Raw genomic sequence first — 13,362 nt, forward strand, 5'->3', positions numbered from 1 at the left:
AAATGCCTCCTAAATATTTAGGAGACATTTTTATTTTCATTGCCAATCTTTCGTGTTTTCAAGGAGTTTGTCAATCTCCATCTGCTTGATTTTAAAGTTTTTGTCAGATGTTAGATCCGCTGTTGCATCTAGTAGTTTATCAATATCAATGACGATCATTCCCATAATCTAACCTCCAGAGTAAAATTTATATTTACTGTACTAGAAGGTTCGAATGTTTCCTTATTTTTTCTGGGGGGATATAAATTTTAAAATGGCAAAAAGCCTGATTTACAAAATCAGGCTTTTTCCATTTAATTTTTAGAAACAGGCTTTGATCCTTTGTTTCCTTTCGGTCCGAGATAATTATAATCATCCGGGTTTATCGGCTTAAAACCCTTTGGTTTATAAAACCTCAGCAAGTCCTTATTAACAATGTCATCAGACATCACGAGCTCTGTTTTCACTCTTGTATCAATATCCTTACATAGATCATTTGAGCCAAGCAGCTGCTCCGTCTGTGCATCATAGCACTTATCATTTACTTGAATCACTTTATCAGATACAAAATCACCGTTTCTGAATAATGCCCATTTGCGGTGCTGTTTAGATAAGAGATCTGATCCAAACTCCATGTAATCTTTTGTATCAATTCCTAATAAATGCAGGACAGTTGGGCGGACATCTATTTCTCCGCCAACTTGGGTCTGAATACCGCCTTTTACACCAGGTACACGAATGATTAACGGTACTTGCTGTAATTTGGCATTAACAACTGGAGTAATTTCCTTGCCAAGCACTTTCGTCATTGCTTCATTATGATTTTCGGAAATTCCATAGTGGTCTCCATAAAACACAAGGACAGTCTTATTCCATAATCCGTCTGCTTTTAAAGCATTACAGAATTGTTCTAATGCCTGATCCATATAATTAGCAGATTGGAAATATTGATTGACAACTGTATCATCCGTATCAAATGCCGGGAAATTTGTATCCTGCGGGTCCATTGCAAATGGGAAATGGTTTGATAAAGTTATAAATTTCGCATAGAATGGCTGCTTCAATTTCTCCAGCATTGGCATGGATTCTTGAAAATATGGTTTATCCTTCATACCATAGTTCTTTTTATTTTCCGGCGACATGTCATAGTATTCAGCATCAAAGAATTGATCATAACCTAATGCTTTATACATGACATTACGGTTCCAGAATGTTTTATAGTTTCCATGGAATACAGCAGAATGATAGCCATACCCTTTTAAAATTGCAGGTGTTGCTTGATAGGTGTTTAACGCTTTATTAACAAAAACAGCACCCTGTGGCAGCGGATATAACGAGTTTTCCATTAAAAATTCCGCATCAGAGGTTTTTCCTTGACCTGTTTGATGATAGAAGTTATTAAAATAGAAAGTATTAGGGTCATGGATCAAAGAATTTAAAAACGGTGTTACTTCCTGACCGTCAGGCATTTTAAAATCGATCATAAAGTTTTGGAATGATTCCATTGAAATAAAGATCACATTCATGCCCTTTGCTTTACCGAAATAAGCCGGATTTGGCGGCGTATAGTTGGCATTACGGTAGTTTTGAATATCTGTAATATCGCTGGAATCGGCGAGCGCGCGTTCACTGGATGATTCAATATTTTGAATGGCATCATAAATGGTAAAATTATAGGCACCTAGATATTTCACTAAATAATTCCGGTCAAATGAACGCGAAAGCAGCTGAGGACGGTCCTTTTCAGCTAATCCTAAGTTGAATAAGAAAATGGTGACTCCCAACAAAAGAACGATTTTATAAGATTTTCTGTTCTCGGCATTTGCTTTTCTAAATACAGTCAGTGCCAAAATCATTAATATCATGCAATCTGAAAAATAAAATAGATCCAAGGGATGCATTAATGAATAAATACTTTCACCAAGCTGTCCACCGTTTGATTTTGCCTGCAATAAAACAGGGATCGTAATGAAGTCATTAAAAAAGCGATAATAAACAATATTGGCATATAGTAAAAAAGACAGCAAAAAATTGATAATAATCATTAGTAGTTTAGTATGTTTCTTAAAAAACAGTGCCAGTCCTAAAAAGAACAGAGACGAACTTAACGGGTTCAGGAATAATAAAAACTTCTGAAGGCTATTATCAATACCTAGCTTAAATTCAATTCGGTATGCTATATAGGTTTTCATCCAAAATAGAACAACTGCAATTACAAAAAAAGTAATATGACTGTTTTTTAATTTTTTCATTAATCCTATTGTATTCATTTTAATTTTCTCCTCTCACTTACCAAAGCTTCTTCGGTAAACGAACCCCACCTAATATATCATATTTTTCCAAAAAAGAAAAACATAAATAATCCCATATTATGTTAATCCCTATTTTAAAATTCGACAAAAATCTTTATTCACCTTATTCTATGTCAGATTTTATTTGGACATGACCGTTATTAGTTTCAATCATATAAGACGAAAGAGTTTTCAAGCTGTTTCAATCTCTCTTAACATTTGATGTCCATTCCTATATCGTAAGCGCTTTATGATCGTTCGTACAATATGAAATTTGACTTATTTTGAACCACATTCATAAATTTACATGCCTTTGCAAAGGATAAAAAGGGAAAAACTTTTGAACAGGAGGGTCTTTTCCATGCTTAGAATACGTCCTGAATTTACCAAAAGTCCCTATTTCGTTGATGAACCAGGGAATTGGCATTTAGAACCAGGAGCTCCTAAAGAACTGCAAATAGAATTGGAAAATTATTTATGCCGTCTAACAGAAACTAACGAGCCAGGGTCCATCAATGGAATTAAAATCAATTATCCATTTAATCGGTAATGTAAAAACATTCAAGGAGTGAGATTATGGATGCAAACCGTGTAAAGCAAATTTTATCTTCTTCCGCAGATATTGAAGTAAAATATAATGGGGTATCCGTCTGGATTGACCAATTAAATGAAGATGGAAGAACCGCAACCGTTCATTTGCGCGGACCCGGCGAGGAACGTTCAACGGTTGAAATACATGAACTAATTGAGGAATAACATGTTTAAGGCAGGAAGCATCCTTCCTGCCTTATATCATATCTTCATTTTCCCTTTCGATCTCACTTGGCTGCGGCTGTTCCTTTGACACAATTGATTCAAGAACCTCTCTGTCAAATTGGCTGGCATTTTTCCCTGCTCCTGGTGCACTATGTGCCATCGGAAGCTGTTCTAGTTTTTTCCCTCTTGGCATATTTCCTCACTCCTTTTATAGAGTAAGGTGTCCAAATGGGACATAATCTAATCTTTATTGGTTAGATTTAAAAATACTGTATTTTACCAGTAGCTGCATAGTCATATCATCCATTGGAGGGTTATGGAGCCCAGCTCTGACATCCCTATATAAACGTTGAAGCGGATTTTGCAATGAAAGGCTTTTAGCTCCGACAATTCTCATCGCTAAATCAACTACTTCAATTGCTAAATTCGTTACAGTTAATTTAACTGCTCCAAGAACATGGGCCATCTTTTCTTTTTGTTCGTTAGAAGCATAATCCCATTCGTTTGCGGCAGCATATAACCATTTAGATAATATGATAAAAATCTTATTATTCAAACAAGAAAAATAATTTTTAAAAAAGTCTACACATTTTTATTTTTTTGGTTTATACTGTACTATAACAAATGGATAATTAATAAACTGTATTAATAAAGGAGGAATAAAAAATGTTAACAAGTCCAGTCGAATTTTTTCGTAATTTAATCAAGAAGCAATGTCCAGAATGCGGCCAAATAATGGAAGAACAAGCAGAATCTTATTTAATGGAATGTGATCGTTGCTTGGCAAAGAAAGAAGAATAGCACTTATTTTTTTGATCCATCTGTACTATAACAAATAGACAAAAAGATAATCTGTTTTAATAAAGGAGATGTTTTGCATGTTAATAAATCCAATTGAATTTTTTCGTAATTTACCTAAAAAACAATGTTCAGAATGCGGCCAACAAATTGATGAGCAGGCAGAATCTTATTTAATGGAATGTGATCGCTGCCTGGCAAATAAAGAAGAATAAACGAAATACTCCAGTGCAATCTGGAGTTTTTTTCAATCAACATGAATGCGCATAACCAGTTCTTTTCAGGTAAATCCTTTACTTAAGGAGATGAGTTAAGGATGACTAAAAAGAAAGATTATTTGACTACTGCCCCTAAAGAAAGGTTGATTACCATTCAGAATGGGGCGGTCTTCCCAAATTTAAAACATGTTCCAGGGGATTCTGTTGATGAACATGAATATCTTAAAGAAGCTAATTCCATCTTGGCAGCAGGTGAAATTGGCCAGCAAAACGAAAATTTGTAATATAAAGTACAAAAGACTGTCATTAAATAAAGACAGTCTTTTTGGCACTTAAATTTTTGGAAGCTCTCTGATTTCATGTACCATTTCATTACCGCACATAGGGCAAAGCAAGTCTTCTGTAACGAACTCTTTTCTCATCCACCCGATACATGAGTCATCTGTACAAGAATAAACTTCTGTGTTTATCAAAATTGTTTCAACAGCTTCTTCTTTTGCCCGTTTACCGTAAAAGATTGGAACCTCCTCCTTTAGTTTGTAGTATACCCTAAATCTTTCATTTCATGTCAGATCGGAGTGAATAATATTGAAAGAAAAACAGAAACGTTATACGATTGTTGGTACTGATATTGAAAAAGTGAAAAGATTAAACAGCCAGTCGGGATTGAGTTATAATGAAGTTAAGCGGCTTCTTGCTAACCAATATTTAAGATCTAGGAAAAAAAATGAAATATAAACCCTTTATGTAGAGTTTCCGCTGCGGCCTGCAGGGTGTTCAACTTATTCAGAAATAAAAAAGCGGTTAGTCCTTTGGATTAATCGCTTTTTATGGCCTATATTTGTCATTAATTCACAGATGAAGGATATTTTTTTATTGGCTGTAATGGTAAGTGATAATCAGACTTTGGTTTTGTTAAACTTACTTTTATACCAGCATTTTTCAATTTATTTACAAGATCAAGAAGCTGCTTTTTGGCCACACTTTTCACCTTCTTTTATTTCCTTCTTACCCCAATTCTACACCAAAAATATGAATAAAGTGTTAAAAAGAAAAAATTTTTTAGAAAATATTACTTTTGTCATAAACCTATTCATTACTAAAATTCGATCTTCTCATAAATTAATGGTATAATTATTGGCAATATGTTTTTTTGGAGGATAATATTTATATGATCACTGTAAACAATGTTAGTTTAAGATATGGAGACCGCAAATTATTTGAAGATGTAAACATTAAGTTCACACCGGGTAATTGTTACGGCCTTATTGGAGCAAATGGGGCTGGAAAATCTACCTTTTTAAAAATTCTAGCCGGCGAAATTGAGCCGCAGACGGGAACCGTTCATCTTGGGCCAAATGAACGTATGGCTGTATTAAAGCAAAATCACTTTGAATATGAAGAATATGAGGTCCTGAAAACCGTCATTATGGGGCATGCAAGACTTTATCAAGTGATGCAGGAAAAAGATGCAATTTATATGAGGGAAAACTTTACGGATGAAGATGGAATGCGAGCTGCTGAATTAGAAGGAGAATTTGCCGAGCTAAATGGCTGGGAGGCCGAATTTGAGGCAGCAATTCTATTAAAAGGTCTCGGAATCCAAGAGGAGCTGCACAATAAGCTGATGCACGAGCTGACCGGTGCAGAAAAAGTGAAAGTGCTCCTCGCCCAAGCGTTGTTCGGCAAGCCGGACGTCCTCCTGCTCGATGAGCCGACAAACCACTTAGATATTAAAGCGATTCAATGGCTGGAAGAATTCTTAATCAATTTTGAAAACACTGTTATTGTCGTTTCGCACGACCGCCATTTTTTAAACAAAGTTTGTACCCATATTGCGGATTTGGATTATGGCAAAATTCAAATTTATGTTGGAAACTATGATTTTTGGTATGAATCCAGCCAGCTCGCATTAAAAATGGCCCAAGAAGCCAATAAAAAGAAAGAAGAAAAGATTAAAGAGCTACAAAACTTCATTGCCCGTTTCAGCGCCAATGCATCAAAATCAAAGCAAGCTACGTCCCGCAAAAAGCTGTTAGAAAAAATTACATTGGAAGATATCAAACCGTCTTCCCGCCGCTATCCATATGCAGGATTTACGCCTGAACGGGAAATTGGCAATGACTTGTTGAGGGTTGAGAATCTTACCAAAACAATCGACGGCATCAAGGTTCTTGATCATATCAGCTTTACGATGAATAAGGGAGATAAAATTGCTCTTGTCGGGACAAACGAAATAGCGAAAACCACTTTATTCAAAATTTTAATGGGGGAAATGGAACCAGACAGCGGTACTTTTAAATGGGGAATCACTACCACGCAAAGCTATTTCCCTAAAGATAACTCGGAGTATTTTGAAAACTGCGAGCTGAATCTGGTAGATTGGCTGCGGCAATTTTCACCAAAAGATGACAGTGAAAGCTTTTTGCGCGGATTTTTAGGAAGAATGTTGTTCTCTGGCGAAGAAGTATTAAAAAAGGCCAGCGTCCTTTCAGGAGGAGAAAAAGTCCGCTGCATGCTTGCAAAAATGATGCTATCCGGGGCAAACGTTCTGCTCTTTGATGAGCCAACCAACCATCTGGACCTGGAATCGATCACGGCGTTAAATAATGGATTGATCAACTTTAAAGGTTCTATCCTGTTTGCTTCTCATGATCATCAGTTTGTTCAAACTATTGCTAACCGGATTTTTGAATTCACTCCAAATGGGTTAATTGATAAACAAATGACCTATGATGAATATCTTGAAAATGAGGAAATTCAAAAACAAGTAGCGGATATGTATAAGTAATACTTTAGGGCACCCAATAATTGGTGCCCCATTTTTTTAATAACTCTTCTTTTTCTTTCTTGAGGACGGTTCCATTCTTGTACCTGTTTCTGTTGAAGTAGTTCCCTGCCCTTCAACTTGAGGAGAACTGAGGCCAATTTTAGATGGATCAGATTTGCGTTTACTCATACAAACACCTCCACTTTTAGCATTTGGATTATATTCGCCCATTATACGGAATATTTGCCTAATTTTTAGGCATGATAAAGAAAGAGGAGGTGTTTTGGATGGCAAAGATTGGAGTAGAACAATCTCTAACAAATATTCAGCAAGCATTAAAGGAAAAAGGATATGATGTAGTCGAATTAAAACAGGAATCTGATGCCAAGAATTGTGATTGCTGCGTTGTTTCAGGGCTGGATTCAAACGTAATGGGCATGCAAGATACCTACACCAAAGCTCCAGTTATTGATGCGGACGGAATGTCTGCAGACGAAGTATGCCAAGCAGTTGAAAACAGACTTCAATAATGAAAGTTAAAAGACTAAAGGATTCCAACTTTAGTCTTTTTTGTCTACAGCCAGAAGCCAGCGGGCACTCTAGGCTTTTCTTATTCATCATTTTCTCTTCTCGATCGAATATGAATTTTCGGATGCTTTTGCTTTGTTTCCGGTTGTACTTTCTCATGTCTTGTCTTCTCTGCTCTCTCTTCTTCCTGTTTTGGCGTAAATTCACTTCCATATGTCGCACCAATATTTAACTTCCCTTTTAATTCTTTAATCCCTAGCTGGCCGAAATTATTGTTTACTTCATATTTATCCAATATAATTTTTTCAATATTGACTTTTTCTATAATAATTGGCGGTTCCTTGATAATTTTAACTTCTTCATGTGGTGATTGCTCTTGAAGGGATTGTAGCGTTTTTTCTAATTCTTGAAAATTTGCCTCTAAGGAAGCCAATTTCCTTCTCAATTCCTGTTCATATTCACTTTTACGAAAAATCAGGAAAAAATTTTTTATTGGCATATTGACAAACGCTCCCTTACTTCACCTTACTTTCATATATATGGGAACTTTGTCTTTACATGTCCATTTATATAAAACAATTAGTCAATTGGAATAATTTCACCTTTGAACGTGCTTCTTGCATATCTTACGACCAATAAACCATTCCAGAACTTTGCATTCAGATCCCCAGGGTTTACATGATCCGGTAATGTAATTTGCCGTTGGAAGTCACCGTAGAATCTTTCGGAATAGGAAGGCTTAATCAGTGGGTGAATCGGCAATACTTTTCCTTTAATCGATAAAACATTGCCATTTAAACCAAGTTGCATATTTTCTTTCGTAACTCCAGGTAGTTCAATAATAACAAATACTTCTTCTTCTCCCTCCAATATATCAATCACTGGAAATGTTCGCGAATAGCTGTCTTCCCGTGAGGGCTGATTGTGTGTGCTTTGGGAAGGGGTGTCGAATTGAGGGTCATTCATAAATTGCTTGGCAACCCCCTCATCGAAAATATTGCCCCAGAAATCGCCGCCTTGCATACTTTTTGCCAGTTCCAGCCATTGTTTCAATTTTTCCATATCCATTGCATTGCACTCCCTCCCGTCCATCAGGAAACAACTGCAAGCTAATCCCCTATTTTCATCTTACGAAATAAGAATGGAATTTAATCCTTTTTTTGCATAAAACCTCATAACCCCCTAAAAAAAGCATATATTTATAAGCAATTGTAAGGGGGAGATGAGATGCCAGCACCAGCACCATATATTAATATAAATATATTCATGATTAAAATTAATTCTTTTGAAAATGCCTCTGCCGTAAACATTGGTCAAAATCTGCTCGCGGAGTGGTACAATTCTGATAAAAAAAATCAAGGTTTCGGGCAAAATTCCGCTGACAATAGCAACATATTTGGTAGTCGAAGTTTTGTTGATGACCGAGACCAAGTTGACTTCCCATCCTCTTTTGAATCTTGTCCGGCTCAAAATCAAGAAGATATAGAAAAAAACTGCTGATTAGCAGTTTTTTCTTTTCCATAAAAAGGCTTATTGTTTTATTTCCTTTTTTTAGAAATGAGTAAAGTTATTTGCGCCATAATGATCGGCAAGGAAGATTTCTTGCGGTAGGCCAAATATTTCGGCTCTCGAATATCTGCATATTTCTCTTTAAATCTTCTCAACTCTTGAAGCTGATAAAGAAAATGTGCATGTAGAAAAATCTGCGCCGCCATTTTCTCACTTAAAAAGGCAAATTTCGATAAACCGACATTAGCCAATGGAGCCATCCCCAAATTAAAACGATGATATTCTTGGGACTTCGCCCAATCAAATATGGATAAAAGGAGAAAGTCCAAAGTTCCTTCCGGAGCTTCAGGCCTGATCCTCATTAAATCAATCGAAACCGTCTGATGGTGATCATAAACATACATGATACTAACAAAACCGAGAATTTTTTTATTTTCATCCTGTACAATAGCAATAGGCGCTCTATTTAAATAATTTTCATCAAAGAAGCCAAGTGAAAATCCTTGTTCCTCCCTTCCCTGCAGCCAATCATCCGATACCTCTCTCAATTCCTTCAGCAAATCTGGATTTAAGGGCGGCTCTACTACTTGGCAGGAATATTTTTTAGCACGCAATCGCACGAAACCCTTTATCCTTGTTTCTGAAAGAGAAAAAGTATTTAAATCCACAAACACTTCTTCACCTAATTTAAAAAAGGCAAACCCATGATTATGAAGATATGGCATCATCTCATCGCTTACTTGGTAGAAAACAAGCGTATATCCGTATAAATCTGCTTTTTCCTGAAATTCCTCAATAGCGTTCAAGAACTCATTTTTATCACCAATTGGATCACCTAGGATCACTAATTTATCGGCATATTTTTGAAAAGGAATCAAAACATTTTTCTTGTGATTCCAAAAAATAAATTTATCATGCAAGAAAATTAAATGCGACAACGAATTTCCTTGATATTCCTTTAAGTGATCATAAATGTCTTGTTCTTGACTCTCGGATGTTTCGAATTTCCACTTTTCAGGAAGGCTAATCAAATAGCCCAGCATAAATATGATTGAAGCAATTAAAAGACCAATGATTGCACTAAAAAACAAATCATGATAGTTGACAATCACATAGGGAATAAGCTTTTTAGGCATCACTAATTTAGCTGTCGGCAGATTTAAATAGCCGATAATAAGATACATCGATGTAATAACCAAAATAACAATAATATCAAATATGGTTTTTCCCCAAGTCAATACATAACTCTCCCGATAAAACTGTCCCTTAGAAGCTCTAAGTATTAAAGCAACAATAATGAGAAAGATCGCTTCTTCATAATCAATCCCCTTAAAAATTGAAAACAAAGCAGCAAGGATCAGGGCAAACATTGTCAGTTCATAAGTTCGTTTCACACGATATTCAATCCCACGAGAAAGGCCAAGTAGTAAAAAACCGGCAGCAACAGAGAGCTGATGGGAAATATTTATAATTGGGAACGACAAAAGTTCTTTAGCTAATCTAAGCCGTGACATAATCCCGGGAATGCTTGCAGATAAAAGCATAATTAAACCTGACGAAAAGACAAGAATGGTTAAAATAATATGGCTAATTCCTTGAATAATGGCTTTCGGCAAGTCGTTCCATGATTGATTCCACTTATTCCAATACAGTTTGATAAAAAATATTAAGCTCATCAAAAATGGAACGAAATAGTAACCAATCCGATAAAATAACAATAAAACAAGAACCTTTTCTTCTCCCACATGTAAATCCCGCGTTCCCAATAAAAATATTAAATCAAAGGAGCCTAGCCCGCCGGGGATCATACTAATAATACCGGCGCATGCGGCAACAACATAGACAGGAAATAAATTTCGTATGGAGATATTGAGCGCCAATAATTTATTCAACAGAAATATAGCAAAAAATACAGCAAACCATTCCATTATTGAGACACAAACTAGTTTGATGCCTGCCTTCGTGTCCATAAGGGATTTATGATCCTTTTTTGACTGAAATAGATGGATAATATAGAAAACAGGCAAATAAAGACCTACACCAACAGCAGCGTAATATAGCCAGCTTGAATTAACAAACAACGGATAATGGCGGTAGCTTGTTATCACAACCCATGAGAGGACAGAAATACCTGTTAAGTAAAAGAAGGAAACCGAAGCAATGACTCCAAGAAGCTTGCGATTGTCAGGTTCAAGTTTATGGAAAAAGTAGGCCCTTAACATAGCCCCTACAATTCCGCCAAAGCCAATTAAATTAGAAAAAGTATTCGCAATAAACGATTGCTCCAAAAGTTCCCATTTAAGTTTTTTGACCTTTAAAATTTTAAATAAAATAACATCATAAAGAACCATCGGCAAAACAGCTGTAAAAGTAATGGCCAATATAATAAATAAAATGAAGATATTTAAATGATTTAGTTCAGTCTCAAGAAGTTTTACATTAATATCCCGGGTAAATTTCCTTATTTCCGAAAGGGCAAATAGTAATAATAGCAACGGGAAGACAAATTTTACGACCCTTATGATCTTCTCTTTTTTCAACCCCAACAGCGCCAACCACCTATTTTATATATTCCTATATTAAATATAAGCTTTTCCGCCCCAAAAACAAAGAGAATAATTTTTCGTGAAAATGTATAGTACCATTGTTGACAATTTATTGTTTGTTCAACCGATTCATTTTGCAATTCTTCTGTTCTTTAATCTCTAAACGGTTAAAAAAATAGACAAGTTTTCTGTACTTGTCAGCATAAGTATAAAGTAAAAGAAGATAAGGGGGGGCTCAAGTGAAATTATTGGTTTTTACGAAAGAAACATTATTATTTTTTATAGCAATTGGAGTGATGCTTGCTTCCATTTCGGCATGGTTTATGCTAAAGGCTGGAGATGTCGCGGTATTTAATCAGCCAGCAAGCAAAAATGTCCCTGAGTTTCATATGGTGACAGCAGAATTTAAAACGAAAATGAAAAATGGAAAGGAAATTGAAGTATATCGCTGGAACCCTGGTACCATCGTTATTAATCATGGGGAAAAAGTAAAACTATATATCAGCGGTATTAACGGCGGTGATCATCCCTTTTATATTGAAGGAACTGATATAAAGGGAATTGTAAAAAAAGGAGAAGAAACAGTGGTACCCCTCCAGATTAATAAACCGGGAACCTATCAACTAGTTTGCGAAGCTCATGCAGATCGTCAGCACAATGGGCCAATGATCGCTTATATTGTTGTAAATTAACAGGAGGAATGATTTCTCCTGTTTTTTTCATGAAGTAGTGCTAGGAACCTATTACCCAAATACGTAAATTACGGTAAGATATAAATGGCTATATTTTAAATTGATTATTTACTTATTCTTTTATATACTCATATCATTGGTTCTTTTTTGCGAGGTGAAATTTTTGTTTCAAATACTGCTTGATCATTCGGATATCAATACTTTAAATGCACTGTATATTAGCATTTATTTAGGATTAGTATTAAAATATATTTGGGCATGGAGTGTAGAGTATTCCTTTATCAGTCCTGAGTCCTATACAAGGAACACAAAAATTATTCACCCATTATTTTTTTATAAGAAAAAATGCAGGTTGACCGTCAGCTTCATCCTAATACGAATTATCAAAAACATCCGCAGAAAAAAATGTTCTCAAGATGATGCTGAAGATCCATTTTCCCTCCTTTTTATTTTATAAATTATGCCTACTTTAAGGAGGAAAATATGAACAAGAAACGATCTCTATTATTCATTTTAGTATTATCATTCACAACTATTGTATTATCAGCATGTTCGTCACAAAACAGCAATCATCCCGGATTTTTCCAGCATTATTTTGTGGATACATTCTCATCCATTATCAAGTCTGTTGCGAATGTTTTCCATGGGAACTACGGATTAGCCATTATTATTGTAACCCTTATTATTAGACTTTGCTTAATGCCATTAATGCTTAAACAATATAAGAATCAAATGGCCATGAAGGAAAAAATGGATGCGTTAAAACCTGAAATGGATGCCATCCAAAAGAAAATGAAGGCTGAAAAAGATCCGAAAAAGAAACAAGAACTTCAGGCAGAAATGATGAGTCTTTATCAAAAGCATGGTGTCAATCCTTTGAATATAGGCTGTCTGCCAATCATTATTCAAATGCCGATCCTAACTGCTTTTTACTATGCGATTCGCAGTTCGAAGGATATTGCGCAGCATAAATTTTTATGGTTCAGTTTGGGACATCCTGATATCATTCTTACTATTATTGCTGGGTTAATTTATTATTTTCAGTTTAGGGTTTCCCAATCCACGATGCCAAAACAGCAACAGGAGCAAATGAAACTTATGGGTTTGCTTTCTCCATTAATGATCGTGATGTTTTCATTTAGTGCTCCTGCTGCTCTTCCGCTTTATTGGGCAGTGGGTGGAACATTCTTAACCATCCAAACGATGATTAGCCAAAAATTATATTACAAAGCTTCCGTAGATGTTCCGGCAAAAAGTAAATAAATTTTTAAGGGG

General features: G+C 35.6%; 20 protein-coding genes and 1 pseudogene. 11 read left to right on the plus strand and 10 right to left on the minus strand.

Going from position 1 to position 13,362, the window contains the following annotated elements; translation table 11 throughout:
• Window positions 1–36 precede the first annotated feature (36 nt).
• Window positions 37–165: a hypothetical protein gene (locus BFU02S_RS17500; protein WP_268872900.1), complete on the minus strand. Its 129-nt coding sequence runs from the start codon at window positions 163–165 to the stop codon at window positions 37–39.
• A gap of 128 nt (window positions 166–293) precedes the next feature.
• Window positions 294–2,231 (minus strand): lipoteichoic acid synthase, encoded by a 1,938-nt coding sequence (ltaS, locus tag BFU02S_RS10745; RefSeq protein ID WP_066370327.1) that lies wholly within the window; start codon window positions 2,229–2,231, stop codon window positions 294–296.
• A gap of 400 nt (window positions 2,232–2,631) precedes the next feature.
• On the opposite strand from ltaS, the gene BFU02S_RS10750 reads away from it, so the two are divergent.
• Window positions 2,632–2,820, plus strand: coding sequence for a hypothetical protein (locus tag BFU02S_RS10750; protein WP_066370293.1), 189 nt, complete (start codon window positions 2,632–2,634; stop codon window positions 2,818–2,820).
• Between the two features lie 26 nt (window positions 2,821–2,846).
• On the plus strand, window positions 2,847–3,026 hold the full coding sequence (locus tag BFU02S_RS10755) for an H-type small acid-soluble spore protein (RefSeq protein WP_066370296.1): 180 nt from the start codon (window positions 2,847–2,849) through the stop codon (window positions 3,024–3,026).
• Window positions 3,027–3,057: 31 nt separating this feature from the next.
• Here the strand turns inward: BFU02S_RS10755 and BFU02S_RS17010 are convergent, their stop codons facing one another.
• Entirely contained in the window at window positions 3,058–3,219 is a 162-nt protein-coding gene (locus tag BFU02S_RS17010; RefSeq protein ID WP_169797594.1) for a hypothetical protein, read from the minus strand.
• Between the two features lie 54 nt (window positions 3,220–3,273).
• Window positions 3,274–3,549: pseudogene (locus BFU02S_RS10760) on the minus strand (acyl-CoA dehydrogenase family protein); the annotation flags it as partial.
• 143 nt (window positions 3,550–3,692) lie between these two features.
• Here BFU02S_RS10760 and yhfH (BFU02S_RS16395) point away from each other — a divergent pair.
• The 3 genes from yhfH (BFU02S_RS16395) (at window position 3,693) to BFU02S_RS10765 (ending at window position 4,326) form a co-directional block, all read left to right on the plus strand.
• On the plus strand, window positions 3,693–3,827 hold the full coding sequence (gene yhfH, locus BFU02S_RS16395) for a protein YhfH (RefSeq protein WP_084361075.1): 135 nt from the start codon (window positions 3,693–3,695) through the stop codon (window positions 3,825–3,827).
• A 77-nt stretch (window positions 3,828–3,904) separates the two neighbouring features.
• Window positions 3,905–4,039: a protein YhfH gene (yhfH, locus tag BFU02S_RS16400; protein ID WP_084361076.1), complete on the plus strand. Its 135-nt coding sequence runs from the start codon at window positions 3,905–3,907 to the stop codon at window positions 4,037–4,039.
• 101 nt (window positions 4,040–4,140) lie between these two features.
• Window positions 4,141–4,326 carry a hypothetical protein gene (locus tag BFU02S_RS10765; protein WP_066370302.1) on the plus strand — a complete coding sequence of 62 codons (186 nt, stop codon included), beginning with the start codon at window positions 4,141–4,143 and terminating at the stop codon, window positions 4,324–4,326.
• 48 nt (window positions 4,327–4,374) lie between these two features.
• Here the strand turns inward: BFU02S_RS10765 and BFU02S_RS16405 are convergent, their stop codons facing one another.
• Window positions 4,375–4,560 carry a cold-inducible protein YdjO-related protein gene (locus BFU02S_RS16405; protein ID WP_084361077.1) on the minus strand — a complete coding sequence of 62 codons (186 nt, stop codon included), beginning with the start codon at window positions 4,558–4,560 and terminating at the stop codon, window positions 4,375–4,377.
• A gap of 70 nt (window positions 4,561–4,630) precedes the next feature.
• On the opposite strand from BFU02S_RS16405, the gene BFU02S_RS17015 reads away from it, so the two are divergent.
• Window positions 4,631–4,780, plus strand: a complete 150-nt coding sequence (locus BFU02S_RS17015; protein ID WP_169797595.1) for a hypothetical protein — start codon at window positions 4,631–4,633, stop codon at window positions 4,778–4,780.
• Window positions 4,781–4,889: 109 nt separating this feature from the next.
• Here the strand turns inward: BFU02S_RS17015 and BFU02S_RS17505 are convergent, their stop codons facing one another.
• Window positions 4,890–5,024 carry a hypothetical protein gene (locus BFU02S_RS17505; protein ID WP_268872901.1) on the minus strand — a complete coding sequence of 45 codons (135 nt, stop codon included), beginning with the start codon at window positions 5,022–5,024 and terminating at the stop codon, window positions 4,890–4,892.
• A 189-nt stretch (window positions 5,025–5,213) separates the two neighbouring features.
• Between BFU02S_RS17505 and BFU02S_RS10770 the strand changes: the two genes are divergently transcribed.
• A complete protein-coding gene (locus BFU02S_RS10770) occupies window positions 5,214–6,833 on the plus strand; it encodes an ABC-F family ATP-binding cassette domain-containing protein (RefSeq protein ID WP_066370304.1) in 1,620 nt (539 codons plus the stop codon).
• A 36-nt stretch (window positions 6,834–6,869) separates the two neighbouring features.
• Here the strand turns inward: BFU02S_RS10770 and BFU02S_RS16410 are convergent, their stop codons facing one another.
• A complete protein-coding gene (locus BFU02S_RS16410; RefSeq protein WP_084361078.1) occupies window positions 6,870–7,001 on the minus strand; it encodes a YuzL family protein in 132 nt (43 codons plus the stop codon).
• 98 nt (window positions 7,002–7,099) lie between these two features.
• Here BFU02S_RS16410 and BFU02S_RS10775 point away from each other — a divergent pair, with 98 nt between their 5' ends.
• Complete coding sequence (locus BFU02S_RS10775) at window positions 7,100–7,342, plus strand: YkuS family protein (protein ID WP_066370308.1); 243 nt, start codon at window positions 7,100–7,102, stop codon at window positions 7,340–7,342.
• Between the two features lie 80 nt (window positions 7,343–7,422).
• Here BFU02S_RS10775 and BFU02S_RS10780 read toward each other — a convergent pair whose 3' ends face one another.
• Window positions 7,423–7,839, minus strand: coding sequence for a hypothetical protein (locus tag BFU02S_RS10780; protein ID WP_066370309.1), 417 nt, complete (start codon window positions 7,837–7,839; stop codon window positions 7,423–7,425).
• Window positions 7,840–7,919: 80 nt separating this feature from the next.
• Window positions 7,920–8,408 carry an Hsp20/alpha crystallin family protein gene (locus BFU02S_RS10785; RefSeq protein WP_066370311.1) on the minus strand — a complete coding sequence of 163 codons (489 nt, stop codon included), beginning with the start codon at window positions 8,406–8,408 and terminating at the stop codon, window positions 7,920–7,922.
• A gap of 159 nt (window positions 8,409–8,567) precedes the next feature.
• Between BFU02S_RS10785 and BFU02S_RS10790 the strand changes: the two genes are divergently transcribed.
• On the plus strand, window positions 8,568–8,840 hold the full coding sequence (locus BFU02S_RS10790; RefSeq protein ID WP_066370315.1) for a hypothetical protein: 273 nt from the start codon (window positions 8,568–8,570) through the stop codon (window positions 8,838–8,840).
• A gap of 38 nt (window positions 8,841–8,878) precedes the next feature.
• On the opposite strand, the gene mprF is transcribed toward BFU02S_RS10790, so the two are convergent.
• Entirely contained in the window at window positions 8,879–11,395 is a 2,517-nt protein-coding gene (gene mprF, locus BFU02S_RS10795; RefSeq protein ID WP_066370317.1) for a bifunctional lysylphosphatidylglycerol flippase/synthetase MprF, read from the minus strand.
• Window positions 11,396–11,634: 239 nt separating this feature from the next.
• Here mprF and BFU02S_RS10800 point away from each other — a divergent pair, with 239 nt between their 5' ends.
• Complete coding sequence (locus tag BFU02S_RS10800; protein WP_157075903.1) at window positions 11,635–12,087, plus strand: cupredoxin domain-containing protein; 453 nt, start codon at window positions 11,635–11,637, stop codon at window positions 12,085–12,087.
• Window positions 12,088–12,570: 483 nt separating this feature from the next.
• Complete coding sequence (gene yidC / locus BFU02S_RS10810; RefSeq protein WP_066370324.1) at window positions 12,571–13,350, plus strand: membrane protein insertase YidC; 780 nt, start codon at window positions 12,571–12,573, stop codon at window positions 13,348–13,350.
• Window positions 13,351–13,362: the final 12 nt, after the last annotated feature.

The organism is Neobacillus fumarioli NBRC 102428 (genome assembly GCF_001591485.1).
In the GTDB taxonomy this organism is placed as follows: Bacteria; Bacillota; Bacilli; order Bacillales; family Cytobacillaceae; genus Neobacillus; species Neobacillus fumarioli.

Coding starts and splice junctions, on each gene's coding strand:
- BFU02S_RS17500 (WP_268872900.1), bottom strand. CDS start 165: ATGGGAATGATCGTCATTGATATTGATAAACTACTAGATGCAACAGCG.
- ltaS (WP_066370327.1), bottom strand. CDS start 2,231: ATGAAAAAATTAAAAAACAGTCATATTACTTTTTTTGTAATTGCAGTT.
- BFU02S_RS10750 (WP_066370293.1), top strand. CDS start 2,632: ATGCTTAGAATACGTCCTGAATTTACCAAAAGTCCCTATTTCGTTGAT.
- BFU02S_RS10755 (WP_066370296.1), top strand. CDS start 2,847: ATGGATGCAAACCGTGTAAAGCAAATTTTATCTTCTTCCGCAGATATT.
- BFU02S_RS17010 (WP_169797594.1), bottom strand. CDS start 3,219: ATGCCAAGAGGGAAAAAACTAGAACAGCTTCCGATGGCACATAGTGCA.
- yhfH (WP_084361075.1), top strand. CDS start 3,693: ATGTTAACAAGTCCAGTCGAATTTTTTCGTAATTTAATCAAGAAGCAA.
- yhfH (WP_084361076.1), top strand. CDS start 3,905: ATGTTAATAAATCCAATTGAATTTTTTCGTAATTTACCTAAAAAACAA.
- BFU02S_RS10765 (WP_066370302.1), top strand. CDS start 4,141: ATGACTAAAAAGAAAGATTATTTGACTACTGCCCCTAAAGAAAGGTTG.
- BFU02S_RS10770 (WP_066370304.1), top strand. CDS start 5,214: ATGATCACTGTAAACAATGTTAGTTTAAGATATGGAGACCGCAAATTA.
- BFU02S_RS16410 (WP_084361078.1), bottom strand. CDS start 7,001: ATGAGTAAACGCAAATCTGATCCATCTAAAATTGGCCTCAGTTCTCCT.
- BFU02S_RS10775 (WP_066370308.1), top strand. CDS start 7,100: ATGGCAAAGATTGGAGTAGAACAATCTCTAACAAATATTCAGCAAGCA.
- BFU02S_RS10780 (WP_066370309.1), bottom strand. CDS start 7,839: ATGCCAATAAAAAATTTTTTCCTGATTTTTCGTAAAAGTGAATATGAA.
- BFU02S_RS10785 (WP_066370311.1), bottom strand. CDS start 8,408: ATGGATATGGAAAAATTGAAACAATGGCTGGAACTGGCAAAAAGTATG.
- BFU02S_RS10790 (WP_066370315.1), top strand. CDS start 8,568: ATGCCAGCACCAGCACCATATATTAATATAAATATATTCATGATTAAA.
- yidC (WP_066370324.1), top strand. CDS start 12,571: ATGAACAAGAAACGATCTCTATTATTCATTTTAGTATTATCATTCACA.